This is a genomic window from Salipiger abyssi (assembly GCF_001975705.1).
In the GTDB taxonomy this organism is placed as follows: Bacteria; Pseudomonadota; Alphaproteobacteria; order Rhodobacterales; family Rhodobacteraceae; genus Salipiger; species Salipiger abyssi.
In genome coordinates this window covers 280,368-302,096 of sequence record NZ_CP015093.1, presented here as the reverse complement: position 1 = coordinate 302,096, position 21,729 = coordinate 280,368, and the positions used below count along the sequence as shown (strand labels likewise).

Here is a 21,729-nt window from a genome sequence, read left to right as displayed (position 1 = left end):
GTCTGGCAGGGACGCGGCCCGTGGGGAAGATGCTATCTTCGGGAAAATGGCCCGCCGGTTCAGAGCGGCGCGGTCTCAGGGCGACAGGCTGGCGATATAGCTCGCGATCAGATCGCGCGAGCGCGCCATGTCCTCGAGCTTGCGGTCGAGCTTTTCCAGCTCGCCGTCGAGCCGCGCGCGCAGGTTTTCGCAGGGATCGAAACGCGGCTCGGGGCTGATGATGCAGGGCAGCAGGTCGCGCATCGCCTCGACGGTCAGCCCGGCATCGGCGAGCTGGCGGATGCGGCGGGCCTCTTCGACATCCGCCTCGGAATAATCGCGGTAGCCGCTGTCGCGCCGGAGCGGCGTCAGCAGCCCCTCGGTCTCGTAATAGCGCAGCATCCGCACGCTCACGCCGCTGCGCTCGGAAATCTCGCCGATCTTCATTGCCGCGTCCTTTTCGCTTGACCCTGACAGCGCTGTCAGGGTGCAGGAGGGGGCCGGTCGGATCAAGAAGGAGACCGGAGAAATGTCGAAAATCGAGTATGTTCAGGCGGATGGTGCGCGGATCGGCTATCGCGACGACGGTGACGGGCCGGCGCTGGTGCTGGTGCATGGCACCGGCGGTGACGGTGAGGACAACTGGGGCGAGGTGCTGCGCGGCCTGCCGGGGCGGCGCATCCTGCGCTCCGATTACGCGGGCTCGGGCCTGACGGAGGACGCGACAGAGCGGCTGACGCTCGACCGTCTGGCGGATCAGGTGCTGGCCGCCGCCGATCATGCCGGGGTAGAGACTTTCGACCTTGCCGGGTTCTCGCTGGGCGCGGCGGTGGCGCTGCGGATCGCGGCGCGCCATCCCGACCGTGTGCGCCGGCTGGTGAGCCTGGGCGGTTTCGTCACCGGCGGCGACCCGCGCTCGCGCCTGCAATTCGATCACTGGGTCGAGCTGGCGGGGCGCGACCGCGAGGCGCTTGCCCGTTTGATCCTGCTGACCGGGTTCAGCGCCGATTTCGTCGCCGGCATGGGCGATCTCGACGCGGTGGTGGCGCAGATGGTGGAGGTGACGCACTGGGAGGGCATGGCGCGGCAGGCGATGCTCGACAAGATCGTCGATGTCTCGGCGGATCTGGCGGCGATCCGTGCGCCGACGCTGGTGCTGGGCAACCGCCACGATCAGATGGTGCCGCCCTCGGCCTCCGTTGCGCTGGCCGCCGGCATCGCGGGTGCGCGGCTCGGCTGGATCGACGGGCCGCACCTGTCGCCGATGGAATGCCCCGAGGCGGTCGCGGCGGCGATTGCCGGCTTTCTCGGCGCGTCGGGCTGACGCGCCCGGCGCAGCAGGGCTGGACTGGCAAGGACCAGCGCCAGCCCGGCAGAGACCAGCGCCGCGCCAAGGATCTCGGCGGGGTCCGCCCGCTCGCCGAGGATCAGCGCCTCAAGTCCCAGCGTGACGACCGGGATCAGCGCCGGCAGGCTGGGCCCCGCCACCGGCCCCAGCAGCTCGGTGGAGCGGGTGAAGGCGTAGAAGGCGATGACGCTGACCAGCACGCCCTGAAAGACCGCCTGCAAGAGGATATCGGACAGCGGCACCGCAGCGATCTGCTTCGGCAGGACCAGCGCATAGACCGGCAGGTAGAGCGCGGCAGAGCCCACCGCCACCAGCGCGGTTGCATTGAGCGCCGGCACCCGTTTTTGCCGCACGATGGCGGTATAGCTGGCCCAGAGCACGCCGGTGAGGGCCAGCAGCATATGGCCGGTGGTCACGCCCTCGCCGGTGAGGAGGAAGCCCGAGAGCCCGAGCAGGATCACCCCGAGCCCGGCGATATGCGCCACGGTGAGCCGCGCGCCGCCAAGCGCCCGCGCCAGAAACAGCGACGCAATGGCCATCACGCCGGGATTGAGCGCGCCCGCCGCCGCCGCGGGCGCCGTCACCATCGCCTGCGATACCAGAAGGATATAGGGCGCGCCGAAGGTGACGATCATCAGCAGCATACCGGCCGGGCGCAGCGTATCCGACCCGGTCCCCCGGCGCAGCAGCACCGGCAGCAGCAGCGCCGCCGCGACCGCAAAGCGCAGGGCGGTCAGATCCTGCGCGGTGAGCCCGGTGGTCACCCCGAGGCGCAGCAGCACCAGCGAGCCGGACCAGATCAGGATTGCCAGAAAGGCCCAGAACAGGCCGGGGCCGAATGTGCGGGAAGGCTGTGTCATGCGTGTCTCCATCGGTTGACGGCACGATAGGACGCGGCCAATAATTAGAAAAACGAAACTATGTCATCCTATGGTTTGAGGAATCTCAATCATGACTGCCCGCACGCTGAATCTCGACGCCCTGCGCAGCTTCGTTGCGATTCACGAGACCGGGTCGTTCCGCCTCGCTGCCGCGCGGGTCAACCTGTCGCCCTCTGCGGTCAGTCTCCAGATCGGCAAGCTCGAAGAGATGCTGGGGCACCGGTTGCTCGACCGCAACGCGCGGCGGGTCGCGCTGACCGAGCAGGGCGAGCGCCTGCTGCTTCAGGCGCGCTCCATCCTGGCGCTCAGCGACGAGACCATGGCGATGTTCCGCACGCCCATGCTGGAGGGAAGGCTGACGCTTGCCGCGCCGCATGATCTCGGCGTGTCGCTGGTGCCGGCGCTGCTGCGACGGGTGGCGGAGCGCTACCCGCGCGTGCATGTGGATGTGCGTCTCGGGGACTCTGGCAGCGTGCTCGACAGCTTTGTCGGGGGGCAGAGCAATGTGGTGCTGTTCAACGATGTCGGCCCGCCAGCCATCGCCTCGCGCCGGCTCCGGTCCGAGCCGCTGGCCTGGGTCATGGCGCGCGGCGGGCGCGCCCATGCCGAGCCGGTCCTGCCGCTGGCGACCGCCGAGCAGGGCTGTGCCTGGCGCGACGCGGCGCTGAGCGCGCTGGGCGCGTCGGGGCGGCGCTATCGGGTCGCCTATAGCAGCGACACCGCGATGGGTCAGATGGCGGCGCTGCGTGCCGATCTCGCGGTGGCGGCCTTGCCGATGTCGCTGGCGCAGGGCGACCTCGTCGCGGTGCCGGTGGCAGACGGGCTGCCCGAGCTGCCGATGACCGAGATCCGCATCGCCCATGACGACGCGGCGGTGGCGCGGGCGGTTGCCGCCATGGCGCAGGAGCAGGCCGAGAGTGCCGCACCGATGCCACGCGCGGGCTGAGCACGGAGCGCGAAAATAACGCCTTGACTTAGAGCGCGCTCGAGCCCCTAGGCTCGGATGCGTCTTGATGAGAAGCAGGTGTCATGAAAATCGGCGAGCTTGCGAAACGCAGCGGGTTGTCGGCCCATACGATCCGCTATTACGAGCGGATCGGGCTCTTGCCCTATGCCGATCGCGATGCCGGCGGGCGGCGCGATTACGACGAGTCGATCCTCGTCTGGATCGGCTTTCTCGACCGGCTGAAGACCACCGGCATGCCCATCCGCGAGATGCTGCACTATGCGGCTCTGCGCGCGGAGGGCGATCACACCGGCCCGGAACGGCGCCGCATTCTGGAGGCGCATCGCGACCGGGTGCGCACCCATCTGGCCGATTTGCAGGCCTGTCTTCTCGTCCTCGACACCAAGATCGACACCTATGTCGAAGCGGAAAAAAGGACGCATTCCCATGACGATACAGAACACTCCTGCGACGGAAAGCCGGCTGGAGCGCGGTCAGCGCGCGCTTGACGCCATCGACGGGCAGGCCGGTCAAAACGTGATCGACGCGCTGGCCGATATCGCGCCGGATTTCGCCACCTACCTGTTCGAATTCCCCTTTGGCGATATCTATTCGCGCCCGGGCCTCTCGCTGCGCGACCGCGAGATCGCCACCATTGCCGCGCTGGCGGCGATGGGCACCGCGCAGCCGCAGCTCAAGGTGCATATCGAGGCGGGGCTGAATGTCGGGCTGAGCCGCGAGGAGATCACCGAGATCCTCATGCAGATGGCGGTCTATGCCGGTTTTCCCGCAGCGCTGAACGGGCTGTTCGCCGCCAGGGAGGTCTTTGCCGCGCGGCCTGTGGCGGAGCCGCCGGAATAGGGCCGGCAAGGCAGGCACAGAACGCGCGGCGGCTGAGGAAGCTCGGATCTATCTCAGTCGATTCCGTTGGCGCGCTGCAATGCGCGAACATAGCTCACGATGTTCGCCACGTCGGCGCGGGTCAGCCCTTGCTGCGGTGGCATGTTTCCGAAGCGCCAGTGATGCGCCTGCACGCCGCGCTCGGCGGCCAGAAAGAACGCCATGTCGCCGTGATGTGACGGCTCATAGATCTTGTGGACCAACGGCGGGCCAAGGCCCAGCTTCCCGGCGGCGTTCTGACCGTGGCAGGCGGCACAGACGGCCTCGAACCCGCGCTTTCCGAGCTCGGCCTGCGCCGAGAGACTGTCGGGTAGGCTGACCTCGACCATGGCGGCGCCGGCGGCGGGCGGCTGTGTCGCGGTTTCCGCCTGCGTCCGCGATCCGTCGCGGGTGATCATGAAGGTGGCACCGGCGACGACCGCAACAGCGGTCGCGCCAGCGATGGCAATGTATTTCATCTCGATGTCCTTGGGGGCACGACGGATGGGGCCGTGTGCATGGTCCTGTCAGGTCTGACCCGCGCAGGGTGCGCGGAGCAGGGCTCTGGATTGCGACCGTTCAGGCGCGCGGAGGCGGCAGGTCTCGGTCGAGCCAGACCGCCCGTCCGGTCTCGGACGGGGGCAGGGGATGGACATCGCGGAGCGCCATTACTGCGAGCGCCGGGCTGTCGGCGACGGGCAGGGCCGCCGTCGCACAGCCTGCTATATGCGGACAGTCGGGATGGCCGGCGGGGGTCCGCTCCTGATCCGTGCCGTATTCCGCACAACCGGGGCAGTCGTGTAGATGATCCATATGCCCGGCCATGGGCATTGCGAGGCCGGACTGCGGCAAGGCAACCAGCGAGAGAAACGCCGTCAGAAGGATCAAGACGAAGATACGCAAGGCTGCTCCGTTTCCATGCGACGGCAAATCTGCCCCAGAAGACAGCAGAGGGTCAACCGCTCATGCCGCGACCGCGCTTCGGCAGCCATTTCTGGTCGGCCACGCCGTGATACGGTCGAAGCAGGGGGCGTCTCCTTGTTCCGCCGAACGGGGGCGGTCCTTGATTCGGCGCCACTCTCCCGTGGTTGCGCTGCGCTGAGTGGACGCAGACGGGCGAAAGGGGATGGCTTGATCGCGGGGCAAAGGGGAATATTTTCCCATCATCCAACCAAGGACGGATCATGACGCAGCCCCTGCCGCCCCGCATCGAGCCCGCGACCCAGCCCCTGGGCATGCTGGCCAGTCTCAGGGCCGCCCGCAGCAATGTGCTGCGCATCATTCCCGCCATCGCCTATACCCAGCCTATCGTCACCGGCACCACCGGTCATGCCCGCTGGCACATGGTGCAGGGCCCCGAGGGCATGAAGCGGCTGTTTCTGGACAATGTCGAAAACTACCCGAAATCCGAGGTCATGCTGCGGATGCTGCGCCCGGCGGTCGGCGACAGCCTGTTCACTTCCGTGGGCGCGCAATGGCGCTGGCAGCGCCGCGCCATCGCGCCGGTTTTCGCCGCCCGCAATGTCGAGGCGCTGGCGCCGATGATGACCGCCACCGCCGAACGCGCCTGCGAGCGCCTCGCCGGTGCAGGCAGCGCCGAGATGGTCGCTGAAATGCTCTCGGCAACCTTCGACGTGATCTGCGACGTGGCCCTGTCGGGGCGCGAGCATTTCGACGCGGAGACCTATGGCGAGGCCATCACCCGCTATTTCCTGACGGTCGGACGTGCCTCGCTTCTGGATTTCCTGGAGGTGCCGCACTGGGTGCCACGCCCGGCGGAGCTTTTCGGGCGCGGCGCGGTCAAGACCATGCACACAATGGTGGCCCGCGCCATCGAGGCCCGGCGGCGCGAGGCGACGGGCGGGGCGGACGATCTGCTCGACCATATGCTGGCCGCCCGCGACCCGGAAAGCGGGCGCACTATGTCGCCGCGCGATCTGCTCCATAACATGCAGTTCTTCATCGTGGCGGGGCATGAGACGACGGCGCTGTCGCTCGCCTGGGCGCTCTACCTGCTGGCCCATGACCAGCCGGCGCAGGACCGCGCCCGGGAAGAGGCGAAAGACGTGTTGCAGGGCGGTCCCTGCGGCCATGAAGAACTCGACCGCATGCCCGGCATCACCGCCATCCTCGACGAGACCATGCGGCTTTACCCGCCGGTGGGCATGCTGGCGCGCAATGTGCGCGAGGCCGACACGCTCTACGACCGCGAGATTCGCCCGCGCGAGACGATTTTCGTCAACACCTGGTCGCTGCACCGTCACCACGATTACTGGGAGCGGCCTGATCATTTCGATCCCACGCGCTTTGGCCCAGACCAGCAGCGCAACCGCTACCTGCACTTGCCGTTCGGCGCCGGGCCGCGGGTTTGCGTGGGGGCGAATTTTGCCATGATGCAGGCGGGGATCATCCTGGCCACGCTCTTGTCGCGCTACCGTTTCGCGCCAAAGGGCCCGCGCCCCGAGCCGATCATGCACATGACGGTGCGCCCCGATCCCGGCGTCACGCTGGAGATCACGCCGCACTGAGGGCCTCGATGGGCATCAGCATGCCGCGCCGGGCGCGACCGCTGCCCCACATCGCGCTCGATCAACGGAAAAATCCGAAAGCGGGACCGCGCCTTAGAGGCGCAGGGTCAGTCGCGGTGATGTAAGCTGGTTTGAATGGTACCGCCTCCCCGGCTCGAACGGGGGACCTCTTGATCCACAATCAAGCGCTCTAACCTACTGAGCTAAGGCGGCACGTTCGCGGGGAATAGCGTCGCCTCCGGATGAATGCAAGCCGAAATCCTGGGCTAAAGTGCACGTTCCCAATGCTGTTCCACGAGCTCGACGCCAAAGCTGCGCACCGGGGTCGCGCTGATGCAGGCAAAGCCGTTGCGGGCATAAAGTGCGCAGGCGGCGCGGTGGCTTTCATGGGTCCAGAGGGTCATGCGGCGGTATCCGCGGGCGCGGGCGAATGCCATGCAGGTGTCGAGCAGGTGCCGGCCCAGCCCCTTGCCGCGCGCGGCGGGGTCGAGCAGGAAGAGCCGCAGCTTTGCGGTGTCGTCGTCGAGCCGCACGCAGAAGATGCTGCCGAGGCGCCGCCCGCTCTGCCAGGCGATCCAGCCGGCCTCGCGCGCCGGGTCGTGCCCGGCCTCGAAGCCGCGCAGGATCTCGTCCACCAGCGCCGGAAAGCTCTCGTCGAACCCCTCGTCGCGGGCATAGAGCCGGCCATGGGCCTCGACCAGCCAGGGGCGGTCGGCGGCGGTATAGGGTTTCAGCACGGGCGCGGTCATGCGGGCAGGGTTCCACCGGGCGGCTTGCAAATCAAGCGCCCCGGGGATAATGCGCAGAGATGCCGCAGCCGCCGGACGGCCGCAGGAAGGGACAGGCCATGGGTATCAACACCGAACGCGATCTCGAAGCGAATTTGCAGATCGGACCGACCGATCACGGCATGGTCCGGCTGTTCGTCAGCGCGGGCGAGATGGAGATGCCGATGGATTTCGATCCCGAAGAGGCGGAGGAGATCGCCGAAGAGCTTCGCGCCGCCGCCGCCGCCGCGCGCAAGGTCAAGACGAAGCGCTGAGGCCGGGACAACTCTCTTGGAAGAGAGTTGCAAATTCCTTGAAAGGAATTTGCCCACGGGCCCCAGCTGTTCAGCCCCAGCCGTCGAGCGCGGCGCCGGGATCGCGCAGCGCCTGCAACCGCCGCGCCGCATGCACCGCAAACCGCCGGATCAGCGCATTGCGCCGCGCGCCCGCGAGCTTCGTCTCCGGCCCCATGCGCAGGATTTCCGCGTCATAGCCATCGGCGATGATCAGCCCGGTGCCCTCGGGCAGCAGCTCGGTGGGAAACTCCGAATCCACCGCCCAGAAATAGCGGTCGCACCAGTCGAGATAGCCCTGCCATTTGCCGTCCGAGAGGAAATCGGCGCGGCTGCTCTTGCATTCCACCACCCAGATTTCGCCCTTCGGCCCCAGCGCCATCACATCGACGCGCTTGCCGCGTTCGGGCACGAATTCCTCGATCACCGAGAAACCATGCCCGGCGGAAAGGTGACGGCAGACGCCGCGGGCCAGCCATTGGCCCGGCATCAGGGGAGAGTCGGGGGCGAGTGTCATGAGCGAAGAGTATGAACATTACGTGAACAAATGCAAGCGCGCGGGCTGCGGTCACGATTTGCGCGATGGGCTCTTGCCGCGCCCGCATCGGCATCCTATCTCGGGGTCAGGCGGGTTCTGCCCTTCTCGTGTCATGGTTGCATTCCGGTGGCCTTAAGCAATTCCGAGGGAGCTGGCTCTGTCCGGACCGTGGTCTGGTTACCTGGCGCCCACCTGTATATACAGGTCCTCGGGAATGAGATAACCTCACGGTTGGTGTGGTTCCCGCCGCAGATTTCCCAATAGATTGATCCGAAACGAAAAAGCGCCCCTCGGGGCGCTTTCGTTCAAGGTCTCTGCGGAGGCCGCGCTCAGAGCAGACGGCGGCGTGCCTTGCGGTTGCCGGGCGCTTCCGCCGGCACCGGCGCGGGGGTGAGCGTGGTCAGGCGCTGGCGCTTGCCGCCGGCGGGGGGCGTGCCCTTGTCTTCCATCCGCATGATGGTGATCGCGAACTGCACCCCGGCAAAGACCAGCCCGTTGAACAGCCACAGCAGGAACACCGCCAGCAGGCCGGCCTCCGAATGGGTCACGAGATGATAGAGATTTGCGACGTTCAGCCAGAGCAGCAGGCCGACGAAGACCGTCGACAGGCCGAACCCGGCGAAGACTTGCAGGATGTAGAGGCGCACGAGGCGGGGCATGGTAGATCTCCTTGCTGCGCGAAAGAAGGTATCGCGCCGCGTCGGTTTGGCAAGGGCAAAGCGGCGCCCCTGCCTGCTATATCCCCAATCTGGAATGTCTTTGGCCAAAGCGCAAGCGGCGCAGGGTCGCAGGGTGGCCCGCGACCTGGTGCTGCCGTCGTGATTGTGCGGGAGAGCGGCGGCGGGGCCGCGCTCAGAACGCCTCGGGCTTTGCCTCGCGGGCCATGTGGTCGAGCACGGCGTTGACGAATTTCGCCTCGCGGCCCTCGGGAAAGAAGGCGCGGGCCACGTCGACATATTCCGAGATCACCACCCGGGGCGGCGCGTCGCTGTCGACGAACTCGGCCCCGGCGGCGCGGAAGAGGGCGCGCAGCGTCGGGTCGATGCGCGCGATGGGCCATTTCGCCACCAGCGCCCGGTCGGTCATCTGGTCGATCTTGGCCTGCCAGTTCACAGCCGAAGAGGTGATGCTGCCGAAGAGCTCGATATCGCCCTCCAGCATCTCCACACCTTCCTCGATCTCGGCGCCGAAGCGGTAATCGAGGAATTCGGACTGCACCTTCTCGGCGGTCTGGCCGGCGGCCTCCATCTGGTAGAGGGCCTGCACGGCATAGAGCCGCGAGGCGGATTTCATCCGCCGTTTCTGATTGCCGGAGAGGGCCGGGGGTGCGTCCGGGGTGGTCATGCGCTGTCTTTTCCTTGCGAGCCGCCCGCCACCTGGAACTCGTCCCGGGCGGGTACGAATCCCACCCCCTTGCGGGCGCCGCCCCACCTACGGGCCAGCGCGAGCAGATGCAAGGCCGCAGCGGCCGCGCCGCCGCCCTTGTTCTGCCCCGCCGCCTCGGCGCGGACGCGGGCCTGCTCGTAGTTTTCCACGGTCAGGATGCCGTTGCCGATGCAGAGCCCCTGGAGCCCCAGCAGCGCCAGTGCGCGCGAGCTGTCGTTGCACACGGTCTCGTAATGGGTGGTCTCGCCCCGGATCACGCAGCCGAGCGCCACGTAGCCGTCGAAATTCGACATGCGCTCGGCGATGCCGATGGCGGTGGGCACTTCCAGCGCGCCGGGCACCTCGATCACCTCGTGAAAGCCGCCAGCGGCCTCGATCTCGTCGGTGGCGCCCTTCACCAGCTCGTTGGCGATGTCCTTGTAATAGGGCGCCACGACGATGAGGATCTTGACCGGCTTGTCGAAGGACGGGCGCGGCAGGGTGTAATGTTCTTCGTTCGAGGCCATCAGGCGCCTCCGATCTTGCGGGTGCCCACGATCTCGAGCCCGTAGGCCTCGAGCCCGACGATCTTCGGGGTGGGGGAATTGGTCAGCAGGATGAGCTCGGACAGGCCCAGCGAGGAGAGGATCTGCGCGCCGAGCCCGTATTGCCGCAGTGTCTTGGGCGAGGTGCCTTCCTGCGGGTCGAGCTTCATCGCGGTGTCGCGCAAGAGCACCACGACGCCCCGGCCTTCCTCGGCCACGGCATGCATGGCGTCGCGGAACTCGTCGGCGCGGCCGGGATGGCCGGTGCCGACGATATCCATCATCGGATCCATCGCATGCATGCGCACCAGCACCGGTTCCGGCGTGGTGATGTCGCCCTTGCTGAGCACGATATGCTCGTCGCCATGGGTGGTGTCGCTGTAGATGCGCATCTGCCATTCGCCGCCGAATTCCAGGCTGACGGTCTCTTCCTTCTCGGCGCGCACGAGGTTGTCGTTGCGGCGGCGGTAGGAGATCAGGTCGGAGATGGTGCCGATCTTGAGCCCGTGGCGCTGCGCGAAGGCGACCAGCTCGGGCAGGCGCGACATGGTGCCGTCCTCGTTCATGATCTCGCAGATCACGCCCGCGGGGTTGAGCCCGGCGAGGCGCGAGACGTCGACCGCCGCCTCGGTATGGCCGGCGCGCACCAGCACGCCGCCGGATTTGGCGCGCAGCGGAAAGACATGGCCGGGGGTCGCGATATCCTGCGCGCCCTTGGCGGCGTCGATGGCCACGGCCACGGTCTTGGCGCGGTCGGCGGCGGAGATGCCGGTGGTGACCCCCTCGCGCGCCTCGATCGAGATGGTGAAGGCGGTCTCGTGGCGCGAGGAATTGTTGGTGGACATGAGCTGGAGGCCGAGCTGGTCGCAGCGCTCCGCCGTCATCGAGAGGCAGATCAGCCCGCGCCCGTGAGTGGCCATGAAATTGATTGCGTCGGGGGTCGCCCATTGCGCGGGGATCACCAGATCGCCCTCGTTCTCGCGGTCTTCATGATCGACCAGGATGAACATGCGCCCGTTGCGGGCATCCTCGATGATCTCCTCGACCGAGGAAATCGCATCCGTCCAGTCCGTCTCGACGGGCCCCGGGGTTTCGTAATCGGCCATCTCGCGCCTCCTGTATCGTTCCTGCCAGATAAGAGAAACCGGCGGAAATGGCTAGGGCGGTTTTGAGTCGGGCCGCTTTGCGCGTGGCGGTGACCACGGCTTTTGGAGTATTTGGAGAAAGATGAAGGGCCGGGGTCAGTCGAAGATGTCGTCGAGCAGGTCAAAAAGCCCCTTGGCGGCTTTCCTGCCGAAGGATTTCTTCTTTTTTGTCTTGGCCTTCCGCGGCGCCTTGTGGCGCTTTTTCGGGTTTTCGCGAAAGGCCGAAGGGCGGTGGCGCGGGGCGTCGCGTTCGACCCGCTCGGGGCGGAGCTGTTTCAGCTCGTGCAGCGGCGCGCCACAGGAGGCGCAGACCAGCTCGTGCCGCCCGGCATCGAGGATCAGCGCGGCGCGGGTGCCGCAATAGGAACAGGTGGCGATCTTGGTGGTCGGCATGGGATCCGATATGGGCCGGCGCGGGGCAGGCTGCAAGCGCCGGTCGGGAAGATCAGGCGAGGTTACGGGCGCGCTGCATAGAGCGCTGATTTACGGGCGCGCTGCATAGAGCGCGACCGCCGCCGCGTTCGAGACATTGAGCGAGCCGAACCCCCCGGCGAAGTCGATGCGCACCAGCCGGTCCACGGTGTCTTTCGTCTTTTCCCGAAGACCCGGACCTTCGGCCCCCAGCACCAGCGCCACGGCGCGGTCGCGCAGCCCGTCGAGCGCCTCTTCGATGGTGCCTTCGGCCTCGCCGTCGAGCCCGAGCACCAGATAGCCCATCTCCTGAAGCGCGTGGATCGTATCGGCGAGGTTGCGTTCGCGCAGATAGGGCTGGCGTTCGAGCGCGCCGCTTGCGGTCTTGGCCAGCGCCCCGGTTTCGGGCGCCGAATGGTGCAACGTGCCGATCACCGCCTGCGCGCCGAACACCTCCGCGGAGCGCAGGATGGCGCCGACGTTATGCGGATCGGTCACCCGGTCGAGCAGCACCAGCCGGGGCGGGCGGGTGCCGTCGCCGAGCGCCACATCGGCGAGTCGCCCCCAGTCGAGCGGTTTGACCTCCAATGCCGCCCCCTGATGCACCGATTGCGGATCGAGCGGCGCCTGGAACTTGCGCGGGTCGTGGATCTCGGGGGCGATGCCTGCCGCTTCGATGGCGTCGGCGAGTTTTATCTGCGCGTTGGGCGTCACGATCAGGCGCAGCTTCTCGCGGCGCGGATTCACCAGCGCGTCGCGCACCGCGTGCAGACCGAAGAGCCAGACGGTTTCCGCGGAGCGGGCCTTTTTCGCCTGCTCCTTTTCCACCACCCATTTCGGTTTTTTCGCCATGACACGCCCCTTTTCCTGCGGTGCCGTTCCCTTGCCTCTCTGCTGTCCGCATCGCAAGGGATTTTCCTGTTGACGATGGTTTTGGTCGACTGTAATCAGCCCACCACGCCGGGTCACCGGCGGGAAAGTGGGCGACAGGCCGCAAGGTGTGGCAGGGGACTGTAACTCCCTCGCGGAGACGCACGCTTGGTTCGATTCCAAGGTCGCCCACCACTTTCCCTCTGACATTCAATCTGGAAATCAAACACGTCACCGACCGCGCCCCTGGTGCCGGGGCAGCGCTGCACGCGTGATGGCGCCCGGTGGGGTGCGCTAAAAACTGCCGGATTTGCCGGAAGGGCGCCGGCCGGTGAGCGGAAGCGGCGCCGCTTGCTGTGCCGTTATGCGGCGATTGGCGCCAGCTCCGGGATCTGGTCGCCGCTGAAGGCGATATCGTCCCAGGTTACCGTGGCCCCGTCCAGAGTGATCACCACATCGCGGGCGGAGTCCGTTTCGCTTTCGTAACGCAGGATCACCTCCGAGCCGGCATTGCCCTCGGCATCGGCAGTATATTCGATTCGCGCATTGGAAAGCGTAAAGCCGTCATCCAGCGGATCGCCGTCGATCAGGAGCATATCGACACCCGGCTCGAAATCGGCGATCCGCGTGACGTCGAGCAGCAGCGTGCCATCCTCCTGAAGAACATTGTCGATAAAATAATCTGGTATCTCGCTTTCGCTCAACATGCCCTCATTGACAGTTGCCTGGAACGTGTCGCTCCCGGCACCGCCAAAGATGTCGTTGACCGTATTGGCGTAGGTTCCGTCGAACGTACCGGTTTCGGGATCGCCGCCGGTGATCGCATTTTCCTCGATGACGATGGTGTCGTCGCCATCCCCGCCATCGAAACTCGTGTAATAGGCCGTGCCTTGCCAATTCTGGCTGAACGCCATGACGACGTCATTGCCCGCGTCCCCATAGACGGCGGTGTTCAGGGCATCGCTGGCCAATGTGTCATCGCCGTCGCCCCCGTGTATCGTGGAAACTTCGCCGAAGAATTCCCCATCGGTTGTAATCAGATCGTCGCCGTCTCCTCCATCGACCAGGATCCCGCCTGGGGTGAAGGAGATTGTGTCGTTGCCGTCTCCGCCGTCGATCAGGCCAGTGCCGGCCGTCCCGGAAACGATAATATTATCATTGTCTTCGCCGCCATCGAGTTCGAAATGCCGAGCCAGACTTCCAGCGAAGATCGTGTCGTCGCCGCTCTCGCCACGCACATCGGTTTGCGTCTCGCCGGAATATAGCGCCTCATCTTCGATTTCGATCAGATCGTTTCCGGCCCCTGCGCGAACGATGAAATCCATCAGGTCGGTGGGCCCGCCGGCGATCGTGTCGTCACCGTCCGTCCCGGTGATCGTCTCGTCGGAATCGTCACCCGTAGAAGGTTCCCCGCCGGTATCGCCATCATCGTCGGGCACGGCGTCGTCGCTGTCGTCGTCATTGTCTGATGGAGAGATAAATCCGATGCCAAATGTGGCAAGCCCGAGCAGCAAAAGCACTTCCATATTTCCGATCTCCAATCATACTGACACCGGATTCATTATTCGTTAATTTCTTGGACATGCAATAAGCGCGAAAATACACTCCGGTTTCGCTGCATGAATTCGGACAAAGGGGGCCATTCCCCAGTATTGTGGCAGGATTGTAGTCTTGCGGCTGACAGCGGCGCCGGAATCCCTTTTACGGGCGGATGCGCATTTACGGCGCGGATGCGAATACGGCGCGGGCGTGAATGACGCCATCCGCTCGGTTCTCAGCGCTGCGACTCGATCCGGATGGTCTGGCGCAGATCGCCGCTGGCGCGGTCGAAGATCAGGATCTCGTCGCTCTCGGTCACCACCGCATACCAGTCCGACCCCTGGGTGTAGGCGGTGGCGATGGCGCCGCCGGGCAGGGTGATGATCTCGGGCAAGGGCGCGCGGGCGCTGCGGTAGGAGATGACAATCATCGCGAGGATGGTTAGAAGCCCGGCGATCATCACGCCCGTGAGCACCGTCACCAGCAGGCGCAGAAAGCGCAGATTGGCCGGTTCGGGCAGCTTTTCCGGGTCTGGAGTCTGGGACATGGACACTCCTCTGCGCATCGTCATCGGCGAGGCCCCGCCGCCGCGCCTTGATAAGGCGCTGGCGCGCGATGTGCCAGAGGCAGCGGCGCTGTCGCGCACGCGGCTGGCAAAGCTCATCGCCGAGGGTGCGGTGACACGCGGCGGCGAGGTGCTGAGCGATCCCAAGGGCAAGGTGGCCGAGGGCGACGAGATCGTCATCGCCGTGCCGCAGGCCGAGGAGAGCCATATCGGCCCCGAGGACATCCCGCTTGAGATCGTCTGGGAAGATGCCGACCTCGTGGTGGTCAACAAGCCCGCCGGCATGGTGGTGCATCCCGCGCCCGGCACGCCCACGGGCACGCTGGTCAACGCGCTGCTGCATCATTTCGGCGGGGCGCTTTCCGGCGTTGGCGGGGTGGCGCGGCCGGGTATCGTGCACCGGATCGACAAGGACACCTCCGGCCTGCTGGTGGTGGCGAAATCGGATCGCGCGCATCACGGGCTTGCGGCGCAGTTCGAGGCGCATAGCGCCGAGCGCGCCTATCTCGCGGTGGTTTACGGTGTGCCCGATGCGGGCGATCCGCGGCTGGTGGGCACGCGCGGTGTCTCGGTGGAGCCCGGCGGGGTGATCCGCATCCAGTCGGGGCTGGCGCGGCACAGGACCGATCGCCAGCGTCAGGCGGTCTATTTCGACGGGCAGGGGCGGCACGCGGTGACCCGCGCACGGGTGCTGGAGAGCTTCGGCACGCCGCCCGCCATGGCGCTGGTGGAATGCCGGCTGGAGACCGGGCGGACGCATCAGATTCGCGTGCACATGGCCCATGCCGGGCACGGGCTGGTGGGCGATCCGGTCTATGGCGGGCGCCGCAAGCCGCCGCTCAAGGCGCTGGGGCCGCAGGCGACGGAGGCGGTGAGCGGCTTCACCCGCCAGGCGCTGCATGCCGCCGAGCTGGGATTCGCGCATCCGGTGACCGGCGCGCATCTGCGCTTCGAGGCGCCGCTGCCCGAGGATATGGCCGCGCTGCTGGGCGCGTTGCGGGATATCGGCGCGAGCTGATCATTTTCGCACATAGCGCGTGTCTATTTTGCGCATTTCAACATCAGCGCACGATTGATATAAACTTCCCAATGTGGTGAGCGCGTCATTTTGGCGGATCCGTCCGACGGAAAGCTGCGTTAGCGTCGTAGAAAGCCAAAAGCCATAAGCGCCATAGGGCTTGAAATTCACACGGGGCAGCCCCATCTGGGATGTTAAGACCCGTAACATTGGAGGATCAGGGTAGGTGAGTAATTATGCCAATCTCCCGGCACCATCGCCCGAAGCGGGCCTGAGCCGGTACCTGTCCGAGATCCGGAAGTTTCCGCTTCTGGAACCGGAAGAAGAATACATGCTGGCCAAGCGCTGGGTCGAGGATCAGGATGCGCCGTCCGCGCATAAGCTGGTCACCAGCCACCTGCGCCTCGCGGCCAAGATCGCCATGGGCTATCGCGGCTATGGGTTGCCGCAGGCTGAGGTGATCTCCGAGGCCAATGTCGGCCTGATGCAGGCGGTCAAACGCTTCGACCCGGAAAAGGGCTTTCGCCTGGCGACCTATGCGATGTGGTGGATCCGCGCGTCGATTCAGGAATATATCCTGCGGTCGTGGTCGCTGGTGAAGCTCGGCACCACCTCGGCGCAGAAGAAGCTGTTCTTCAACCTGCGCAAGGCCAAGTCGCGCATCGGCGCGCTGGAAGAGGGCGATCTGCGCCCCGAGCATGTCGAAAAGATTGCCACCGATCTCGGTGTGACCGAGGACGAGGTGATCTCGATGAACCGGCGCCTGTCGGGTGGCGACGCCTCGCTGAACGCGACCGTGGGCAGCGACGACGACGGCTCGATGCAGTGGCAGGACTGGCTGGAGGACGAAGACGCCGACCAGGCCGCCGATTACGCCGAGCGCAACGAGCTTGAGGCGCGGCGAACCATGCTGGCTCAGGCGATGGATGTGCTGAACGAGCGCGAGCGCGACATTCTCACCCAGCGCCGTCTGGCCGAACAGCCGGTGACGCTGGAGGAGCTCTCGGGCGTCTACGATGTCAGCCGCGAGCGGATCCGGCAGATCGAGGTGCGCGCCTTTGAAAAGCTGCAAAAGCGCATGCGCGATCTGGCGCAGGATCAGGGGATGATGGCGGAGGCCTGACATCCCGCCCGTTTCGAACGAAACGCCCGTCCCGACCCCCGGGGCGGGCGCTTTTTTATGGCGCCGCCGCGCGTCATGGCTTGGAAACGCGCCGCGTCTCGGGCATGGAACAGGCGCGGGCAGGAGGCCCGCTCAGAGGAGTGTTTCATGACAATCAGGCGGATTTCTTCCGGCGGCGCTTTCGAGGCGAAGATCGGCTATTGCCGCGCCGTCGTGGCCGGTGGCTTCGTGCATGTGGCCGGCACCGTGGGGCAGGGCGAGACGGTCACCGAACAGTGCCGCTCGGCGCTCGATGTGATCGGCAAGGCGCTGGCCGAGGCGGGCGTGAGCTTTGCCGATGTGGTGCGGGTCAATTACTACCTGCCGGATGCGTCGGAGTTCGAACCCTGCTGGCCGATCCTGGCGGAAACCTTCGGGGAAAACCCGCCGGCGGCCACGATGATCGAATGCAACCTGATCGCGCCACAATACCGGATCGAGATCGAGGTGACGGCGCTGGCGGCGGGGTAACGCTCGGCGCCGATGCGCGCTGGACCTTCGGCGCCGAATTCGCCATACACGGGACAGGAAGATACCGAGGAGTCGTCCATGGGCATTCTGAACTCGCTCCTGAGCGCTTTGACCTGGTGGAACGGGGCCACGCTCAACACCCGTCTCTGGAGCAGCCGCAACGGCCAGCGCGTCGGCGAGGATGAGCAGGGCAACACCTTTTACCAGACCAAGGACGGCAAGCGCCGCTGGGTCATCTATAACGGCGAGATCGAGGCGAGCCGGGTCAGCCCCGACTGGCATGGCTGGCTGCATCACACCTTTGACGCGCCGCCCACCGACCGGCCGCTGCCCCACAAGAGCTGGGAAAAGCCGCATATCGAAAACCTGACCGGCACCGCGCTGGCCTATGCGCCGCAGGGCTCTATCCGCAAGGTGGAGCCGAAGCCGCGTCAGGATTACGAGGCTTGGAGCCCGGAATAACCTCATGAGCACGTCCACCACAGAGGTGCTGGTCGGCGGCGCGGTGCTCGCCGCCGCGATCGCGTTCGGCGCCTATGCGGTGACGAGCACGGGCTTTCGCCTGGGCGAGGCCGGCTATCCGCTGAGCGCCAGCTTCCGCTCGCTCGAAGGCATCACCGTGGGCAGCGACGTGCGACTGGCCGGCGTCAAGGTCGGCACGGTCACCGGCATCGCGCTGAATCCCGAGACCTACCGCGCCGACATGTCGATGACGGTGCAGGACGAGATCCAGATCCCCGACGACAGCGCCATCGTGATCTCTTCCGAGGGGCTTCTGGGCGGCAATTTCGTGGAAATCAGCCCCGGCGGCTCGCTGTTCTATTACGAGGCGGGGGACGAGATCCTCGACACCCAGGGCTCTGTCAGCCTGATCTCGCTGCTGCTGAAATACGTCGCCGGAGGGAGCGAGGAATGATCCGCATTCTGGCACTCGCGCTGGGGCTCGCCGCAAGCGCGCTGCCGGCGCAGGAAGCGACCAGCACAGGCACCGGTGCGGAGATGCGCGGGCTCGACAAGCTTACCGGCAAGGCCTCGGATATCGAGATCTCGGCGGGCGAGACGCTGCGTTTCGGCCGGATCGAGATCAGCCTGCGCGAATGCCGTTACCCGCAGGACGACCCCGCGGGGGATGCCTTTGCCTTCATCACCGTGCGTGAGGCGGGCGAGGCCGAGCCGGTGTTTCGTGGCTGGATGATCGCCTCTTCGCCGGCGCTCAACGCCATGGATCACCAGCGTTACGACGTCTGGGTGATGCGCTGCACCACGTCCTGACCGGAGGCGGCCAGCTCGGTTCCCGCGAAATCCGCCCGGAACACCAGCGCCTCTTCGAGCCGGGCGCGATATTGCGCGCGTGAGATCTCGACTCCGCCCATGGAGGCAAGATGCTCGGTCAGGAATTGCGTGTCGAAGAGGGTGAAGCCGGCGCGCGTGACCAGATCCATCAGCCAGCAGAGCGCGATCTTGGAGCCGTCGCGGCGGCGCGAGAACATCGACTCGCCGCAGAACACCGTGCCCAGCTCCAGCCCGTAGATGCCGCCCGCCAGGTCGCCCTGCATCCAGACTTCGAGCGAATGCGCTTGTCCGCGTGCATGCAGGCCGATGAAGAGCTCGCGGATTTCGGCATTGATCCAGGTCTCGCTGCGGTCGGCGCAGGCGTCGATGACGCCGGCGAAATCCGTATCCACCGTAACGCTGTAATCGTCCTGCCGCAGACGGCGGGCGAGGCTGCGCGAGACATGCAGCCCGCCGATGGGGATGATGCCCCGGCGCCGCGGATCGACCCAGAACAGCTCCGGATCGTCGCGATGCTCGGCCATCGGAAAGATGCCCGAGCGGTAGGCCTGGAGCAGCAATTCCGGCGTCAGTATCATGACTGCCCCTGCCGCCCGTATCCGCCGCGCCCCGCCATCAGCCGGCGGAGAACGGATCCTTGGCCAGCCACTTCTCCAGCCAGTGGATATTGTAATCGCCGGCGAGGATTGCGTCCTCTTGCAGCAGCGCGTGGAACAGCGGCACCGTGGTGTCGACACCGTCAACGATCAGCTCTCCCAGCGCCCGGTTGAGCCGCGACAGCGCCTCCGTCCGGTCGCGGCCCTTGACGATCAGCTTGCCGATCAGGCTGTCGTAATAGGGCGGGATCGCATAGCCCTGATAAAGCGCCGAATCCATCCGCACGCCAAGGCCGCCCGGCGCGTGATACTGGGTGATCTTGCCGGGGCACGGGGTGAAGTTCGGCAGCTTCTCGGCGTTGATCCGCACCTCGATGGCGTGGCCGTCGATGGTCAGATCCTCCTGGGTGAAGGAGAGCGGATAGCCCTCCGCCACGCGGATCTGCTCGCGCACCAGATCGACGCCGAAAATCGCCTCGGTCACCGGGTGTTCCACCTGAAGCCGGGTGTTCATCTCGATGAAATAGAACTCGCCGTCCTCATAGAGGAACTCGATGGTGCCGGCGCCGGAGTATTTCAGATCGGCCACGGCCTTGGCGCAGGTCTCACCGATGCGCTTGCGCTCTTCGGGGGTGATGCAGGGGCCGGGGGCCTCCTCGAACACCTTCTGGTGGCGCCGTTGCAGCGAACAGTCGCGCTCGCCCAGATGCACCGCGTTGCCCTTGCCGTCGCCAAAGATCTGGATCTCGATATGACGCGGCTTTTGCAGGTATTTCTCGATATAGACCTCGTCATTGCCGAAGGCGGCCTTGCCCTCGGCCCGCGCGGTCTGAAAGGCGCGCTCCATTTCCGCTTCGGAATTGGCGACCTTCATGCCGCGCCCGCCACCGCCAGCGGTGGCCTTGATGATCACCGGGTAACCGAATTCGCGGCCGATCTTCTTGGCGGCCTCGACATCGGGCACACCGCCCTCGGAGCCGGGCACGCAGGGCACGCCGAGCGCCTTCATCGTGTCCTTGGCGGTGATCTTGTCGCCCATGACGCGGATATGCTCGGCGGAGGGGCCGATGAAGGTCAGGCCGTGATCCTCGACCATCTGCACGAAGCGGGCGTTTTCGGAAAGAAAGCCATAGCCCGGGTGGATCGCCTGGGCGCCGGTCACCTCGCAGGCCGAGATGATGGCCAGCGGCGACAGATAGCTTTCGGGCGAGGGGGCGGGGCCGATGCAGATGGTCTCGTCGGCCATGCGCACATGCATGGCATCGGCATCGGCGGTGGAATGCACCGCGACGCTGGCGATGCCCATCTCGCGGCAGGCGCGGATGACGCGCAGCGCGATCTCGCCCCGGTTGGCGATGAGAATCTTGTCGAACATGAGCGGCCCTTACTCGAGGATGACCAGAGGGGCGCCGTATTCGACGGGGGCGCCGTCCTCGACGAGGATGCGCTTGACCGTGCCCGCATGCGGGGCGGGGATGTGGTTCATGGTCTTCATCGCCTCGACGATCACCAGCGTGTCGCCTTCGCGCACCTGCTGACCGACCGAGATGAAGGAGGGCGCGCCGGGTTCGGGCTGCATGTAGACGGTGCCGACCATGGGCGAGGTCACCGCGCCGGGATGGGCGGCGGGATCCTCGGGCGCGGTCTCGGCGGCGGGGGTGGCGGCTGCCGGTGCTGCCGCGGGCGCAGGGGCTGCGACCTGAGTGACGGCGGGCGCCGCCTGCGGCATCATGCGGCTGACCCGCACATTGAGGCTGTCATCCTCGCCGTAATCGCGTTTGACCTGAAGCTCCGTCAGATCGTTGTCCCGGAGCAGTTCCGCCAATGCCTTGATGAAGGCCACGTCGGCTTCGTGGGTGTCTTTGCTCATGCAATCCTCGCCGGTGATTTGCCGGGCCTTTTTGCCCTGGCCCCTTGATTTGGCGCTTATAGGCCAAGCGTCGGCCCATGAAAAGCGAGGGAAAGCGGGAAATAGAGGCCCTTCGGCGCATTTGACCACGCGTGAAGGCGCCCCGGGCGCGTGCCGGGGGCGTTGTCTCGAATCATAGGCCGGTGCCGGGGTGGCCCGGCCTATGGCGCGGCGACGGCGGCGGCGTCCGCGTAGGGCGCGGCGGGCGTGCTCGGCTCGTCGGGCGCCTTCGTTTCGGTCTCCGGCTCCGGCGAGCGCTCGGCGCTGTCGGCGCGCGTCGGCGCGTCGGGCGGCGGGCTTGCTTCGTCTCTGGCGCCGGACCCGGTCGGTGCCGGTTCCGGCGGGCGCAGGTCTTGCGTCAGCCGTTCGGCCTGTTCCTCGAGGATCGCGGAAATCTTGATCTGCATGATCGAGGGCGGCGCCACATGTTTGGCCGGGTTGGGAAGCCCGGTCAGGCCGCGCCAGAAATCCGCCGGCGGCTGCCCGCTGGTTTCGGCATCGGTGCCGGTGCGGGCCTGTTCCGAGACAGGCTGGACCTTGGTTTCCCGCGCGGGCCCGTCCGGCACGGCGGGAAGGCCCAGAGGATGCCCGGTGGCCAGAGGTGCCACCGCGGGGGGTACACCCGTGAACTGCATGGAGTCTCTCCATCAGATACAAGGCCCCCACCTATTCGAGCTTAAC

The 21,729-nt window shown here is 66.3% G+C and carries 29 protein-coding genes, 2 tRNA genes and 1 pseudogene; 13 read left to right on the top strand and 19 right to left on the bottom strand.

From position 1 onward, the window contains the following. Window positions 1-75: 75 nt before the first annotated feature. The gene (locus tag Ga0080574_RS05100; RefSeq protein ID WP_076695748.1) at window positions 76-426 is read right to left on the bottom strand and encodes a MerR family transcriptional regulator; all 351 of its coding nucleotides are present in this window, start codon (window positions 424-426) and stop codon (window positions 76-78) included. Window positions 427-508: 82 nt separating this feature from the next. Between Ga0080574_RS05100 and Ga0080574_RS26435 the strand changes: the two genes are divergently transcribed. After that, window positions 509-1,303 carry an alpha/beta fold hydrolase gene (locus Ga0080574_RS26435; RefSeq protein ID WP_076695746.1) on the top strand — a complete coding sequence of 265 codons (795 nt, stop codon included), beginning with the start codon at window positions 509-511 and terminating at the stop codon, window positions 1,301-1,303. Between the two features lie 41 nt (window positions 1,304-1,344). Here Ga0080574_RS26435 and Ga0080574_RS05090 read toward each other — a convergent pair. Continuing rightward, window positions 1,345-2,187: pseudogene (locus Ga0080574_RS05090) on the bottom strand (EamA family transporter); the annotation flags it as partial. A 91-nt stretch (window positions 2,188-2,278) separates the two neighbouring features. Here Ga0080574_RS05090 and Ga0080574_RS05085 point away from each other — a divergent pair. From Ga0080574_RS05085 to Ga0080574_RS05075, 3 genes are all read left to right on the top strand, one after another. Beyond that, entirely contained in the window at window positions 2,279-3,154 is an 876-nt protein-coding gene (locus tag Ga0080574_RS05085) for a LysR family transcriptional regulator (protein WP_076695742.1), read from the top strand. A gap of 83 nt (window positions 3,155-3,237) precedes the next feature. After that, on the top strand, window positions 3,238-3,663 hold the full coding sequence (locus Ga0080574_RS05080; RefSeq protein WP_076695740.1) for a MerR family transcriptional regulator: 426 nt from the start codon (window positions 3,238-3,240) through the stop codon (window positions 3,661-3,663). Further along, a complete protein-coding gene (locus Ga0080574_RS05075; protein ID WP_076695738.1) occupies window positions 3,602-4,015 on the top strand; it encodes a carboxymuconolactone decarboxylase family protein in 414 nt (137 codons plus the stop codon). The genes Ga0080574_RS05080 and Ga0080574_RS05075 overlap by 62 nt, the downstream gene beginning before the upstream one ends. Window positions 4,016-4,068: 53 nt before the next feature. On the opposite strand, the gene Ga0080574_RS05070 is transcribed toward Ga0080574_RS05075, so the two are convergent. Both Ga0080574_RS05070 and Ga0080574_RS05065 read right to left on the bottom strand, forming a co-directional pair. Then, window positions 4,069-4,512: a c-type cytochrome gene (locus tag Ga0080574_RS05070; RefSeq protein WP_076695736.1), complete on the bottom strand. Its 444-nt coding sequence runs from the start codon at window positions 4,510-4,512 to the stop codon at window positions 4,069-4,071. Between the two features lie 100 nt (window positions 4,513-4,612). After that, entirely contained in the window at window positions 4,613-4,936 is a 324-nt protein-coding gene (locus tag Ga0080574_RS05065) for a hypothetical protein (protein WP_076695734.1), read from the bottom strand. A gap of 281 nt (window positions 4,937-5,217) precedes the next feature. Here Ga0080574_RS05065 and Ga0080574_RS05060 point away from each other — a divergent pair, with 281 nt between their 5' ends. Continuing rightward, the gene (locus Ga0080574_RS05060) at window positions 5,218-6,561 is read left to right on the top strand and encodes a cytochrome P450 (RefSeq protein ID WP_076695732.1); all 1,344 of its coding nucleotides are present in this window, start codon (window positions 5,218-5,220) and stop codon (window positions 6,559-6,561) included. A gap of 136 nt (window positions 6,562-6,697) precedes the next feature. Here the strand turns inward: Ga0080574_RS05060 and Ga0080574_RS05055 are convergent. Together Ga0080574_RS05055 and Ga0080574_RS05050 are read right to left on the bottom strand one after the other, a co-directional pair. Then, a tRNA-His gene (locus tag Ga0080574_RS05055) sits at window positions 6,698-6,774 on the bottom strand. Between the two features lie 53 nt (window positions 6,775-6,827). After that, window positions 6,828-7,310 carry a GNAT family N-acetyltransferase gene (locus Ga0080574_RS05050; RefSeq protein WP_076695730.1) on the bottom strand — a complete coding sequence of 161 codons (483 nt, stop codon included), beginning with the start codon at window positions 7,308-7,310 and terminating at the stop codon, window positions 6,828-6,830. A 98-nt stretch (window positions 7,311-7,408) separates the two neighbouring features. Here Ga0080574_RS05050 and Ga0080574_RS05045 point away from each other — a divergent pair, with 98 nt between their 5' ends. After that, entirely contained in the window at window positions 7,409-7,603 is a 195-nt protein-coding gene (locus Ga0080574_RS05045) for a DUF6324 family protein (protein ID WP_076695728.1), read from the top strand. Window positions 7,604-7,673: 70 nt separating this feature from the next. Here the strand turns inward: Ga0080574_RS05045 and Ga0080574_RS05040 are convergent, their stop codons facing one another. From Ga0080574_RS05040 to rlmB, 7 genes are all read right to left on the bottom strand, one after another. Continuing rightward, window positions 7,674-8,138, bottom strand: coding sequence for an MmcB family DNA repair protein (locus Ga0080574_RS05040; protein ID WP_076695726.1), 465 nt, complete (start codon window positions 8,136-8,138; stop codon window positions 7,674-7,676). Window positions 8,139-8,488: 350 nt separating this feature from the next. Next, the gene (locus tag Ga0080574_RS05035; RefSeq protein WP_076695724.1) at window positions 8,489-8,818 is read right to left on the bottom strand and encodes a hypothetical protein; all 330 of its coding nucleotides are present in this window, start codon (window positions 8,816-8,818) and stop codon (window positions 8,489-8,491) included. 193 nt (window positions 8,819-9,011) lie between these two features. Next, entirely contained in the window at window positions 9,012-9,503 is a 492-nt protein-coding gene (nusB, locus tag Ga0080574_RS05030; RefSeq protein WP_076695722.1) for a transcription antitermination factor NusB, read from the bottom strand. Beyond that, window positions 9,500-10,051 carry a 6,7-dimethyl-8-ribityllumazine synthase gene (locus tag Ga0080574_RS05025; RefSeq protein ID WP_076695720.1) on the bottom strand — a complete coding sequence of 184 codons (552 nt, stop codon included), beginning with the start codon at window positions 10,049-10,051 and terminating at the stop codon, window positions 9,500-9,502. Before Ga0080574_RS05025 ends, nusB begins: the two co-directional genes overlap by 4 nt. Further along, window positions 10,051-11,175 (bottom strand): 3,4-dihydroxy-2-butanone-4-phosphate synthase, encoded by a 1,125-nt coding sequence (ribB, locus tag Ga0080574_RS05020; protein ID WP_076695718.1) that lies wholly within the window; start codon window positions 11,173-11,175, stop codon window positions 10,051-10,053. The genes Ga0080574_RS05025 and ribB overlap by 1 nt, the downstream gene beginning before the upstream one ends. Window positions 11,176-11,310: 135 nt before the next feature. Then, the gene (locus Ga0080574_RS05015; protein WP_076695716.1) at window positions 11,311-11,607 is read right to left on the bottom strand and encodes a hypothetical protein; all 297 of its coding nucleotides are present in this window, start codon (window positions 11,605-11,607) and stop codon (window positions 11,311-11,313) included. Between the two features lie 90 nt (window positions 11,608-11,697). Further along, the gene (gene rlmB, locus Ga0080574_RS05010) at window positions 11,698-12,477 is read right to left on the bottom strand and encodes a 23S rRNA (guanosine(2251)-2'-O)-methyltransferase RlmB (protein ID WP_076695714.1); all 780 of its coding nucleotides are present in this window, start codon (window positions 12,475-12,477) and stop codon (window positions 11,698-11,700) included. Between the two features lie 129 nt (window positions 12,478-12,606). Between rlmB and Ga0080574_RS25820 the strand changes: the two genes are divergently transcribed. Further along, a tRNA-Tyr gene (locus Ga0080574_RS25820) sits at window positions 12,607-12,690 on the top strand. A gap of 167 nt (window positions 12,691-12,857) precedes the next feature. Here the strand turns inward: Ga0080574_RS25820 and Ga0080574_RS05005 are convergent. Then, complete coding sequence (locus Ga0080574_RS05005; protein ID WP_156876304.1) at window positions 12,858-14,021, bottom strand: calcium-binding protein; 1,164 nt, start codon at window positions 14,019-14,021, stop codon at window positions 12,858-12,860. 248 nt (window positions 14,022-14,269) lie between these two features. Continuing rightward, window positions 14,270-14,581 carry a DUF6476 family protein gene (locus tag Ga0080574_RS05000; protein WP_076695709.1) on the bottom strand — a complete coding sequence of 104 codons (312 nt, stop codon included), beginning with the start codon at window positions 14,579-14,581 and terminating at the stop codon, window positions 14,270-14,272. On the opposite strand from Ga0080574_RS05000, the gene Ga0080574_RS04995 reads away from it, so the two are divergent. The 6 genes from Ga0080574_RS04995 (at window position 14,580) to Ga0080574_RS04970 (ending at window position 18,522) form a co-directional block, all read left to right on the top strand. Continuing rightward, window positions 14,580-15,617 carry an RluA family pseudouridine synthase gene (locus tag Ga0080574_RS04995; protein WP_076695707.1) on the top strand — a complete coding sequence of 346 codons (1,038 nt, stop codon included), beginning with the start codon at window positions 14,580-14,582 and terminating at the stop codon, window positions 15,615-15,617. The genes Ga0080574_RS05000 and Ga0080574_RS04995 overlap by 2 nt on opposite strands. Before the next feature lie 226 nt (window positions 15,618-15,843). After that, entirely contained in the window at window positions 15,844-16,740 is an 897-nt protein-coding gene (gene rpoH / locus Ga0080574_RS04990; protein ID WP_076695705.1) for an RNA polymerase sigma factor RpoH, read from the top strand. A gap of 147 nt (window positions 16,741-16,887) precedes the next feature. Beyond that, window positions 16,888-17,250 carry a RidA family protein gene (locus Ga0080574_RS04985; protein WP_076695703.1) on the top strand — a complete coding sequence of 121 codons (363 nt, stop codon included), beginning with the start codon at window positions 16,888-16,890 and terminating at the stop codon, window positions 17,248-17,250. A gap of 78 nt (window positions 17,251-17,328) precedes the next feature. Then, window positions 17,329-17,712 (top strand): NADH:ubiquinone oxidoreductase subunit NDUFA12, encoded by a 384-nt coding sequence (locus Ga0080574_RS04980; RefSeq protein WP_076695701.1) that lies wholly within the window; start codon window positions 17,329-17,331, stop codon window positions 17,710-17,712. Window positions 17,713-17,716: 4 nt separating this feature from the next. Further along, window positions 17,717-18,166, top strand: coding sequence for an outer membrane lipid asymmetry maintenance protein MlaD (gene mlaD / locus Ga0080574_RS04975; RefSeq protein ID WP_076695699.1), 450 nt, complete (start codon window positions 17,717-17,719; stop codon window positions 18,164-18,166). Further along, window positions 18,163-18,522 carry a DUF2155 domain-containing protein gene (locus Ga0080574_RS04970; RefSeq protein WP_076695697.1) on the top strand — a complete coding sequence of 120 codons (360 nt, stop codon included), beginning with the start codon at window positions 18,163-18,165 and terminating at the stop codon, window positions 18,520-18,522. Before mlaD ends, Ga0080574_RS04970 begins: the two co-directional genes overlap by 4 nt. On the opposite strand, the gene aat is transcribed toward Ga0080574_RS04970, so the two are convergent. From aat to Ga0080574_RS04950, 4 genes are all read right to left on the bottom strand, one after another. Further along, complete coding sequence (gene aat, locus Ga0080574_RS04965) at window positions 18,486-19,121, bottom strand: leucyl/phenylalanyl-tRNA--protein transferase (protein WP_076695695.1); 636 nt, start codon at window positions 19,119-19,121, stop codon at window positions 18,486-18,488. The genes Ga0080574_RS04970 and aat overlap by 37 nt on opposite strands. Window positions 19,122-19,158: 37 nt before the next feature. Beyond that, complete coding sequence (gene accC / locus Ga0080574_RS04960; RefSeq protein WP_076695693.1) at window positions 19,159-20,514, bottom strand: acetyl-CoA carboxylase biotin carboxylase subunit; 1,356 nt, start codon at window positions 20,512-20,514, stop codon at window positions 19,159-19,161. Between the two features lie 9 nt (window positions 20,515-20,523). Further along, window positions 20,524-21,009 (bottom strand): acetyl-CoA carboxylase biotin carboxyl carrier protein, encoded by a 486-nt coding sequence (accB, locus tag Ga0080574_RS04955; protein WP_076695691.1) that lies wholly within the window; start codon window positions 21,007-21,009, stop codon window positions 20,524-20,526. A gap of 200 nt (window positions 21,010-21,209) precedes the next feature. Further along, the gene (locus tag Ga0080574_RS04950; protein ID WP_076695689.1) at window positions 21,210-21,683 is read right to left on the bottom strand and encodes a hypothetical protein; all 474 of its coding nucleotides are present in this window, start codon (window positions 21,681-21,683) and stop codon (window positions 21,210-21,212) included. Window positions 21,684-21,729 lie beyond the last annotated feature (46 nt).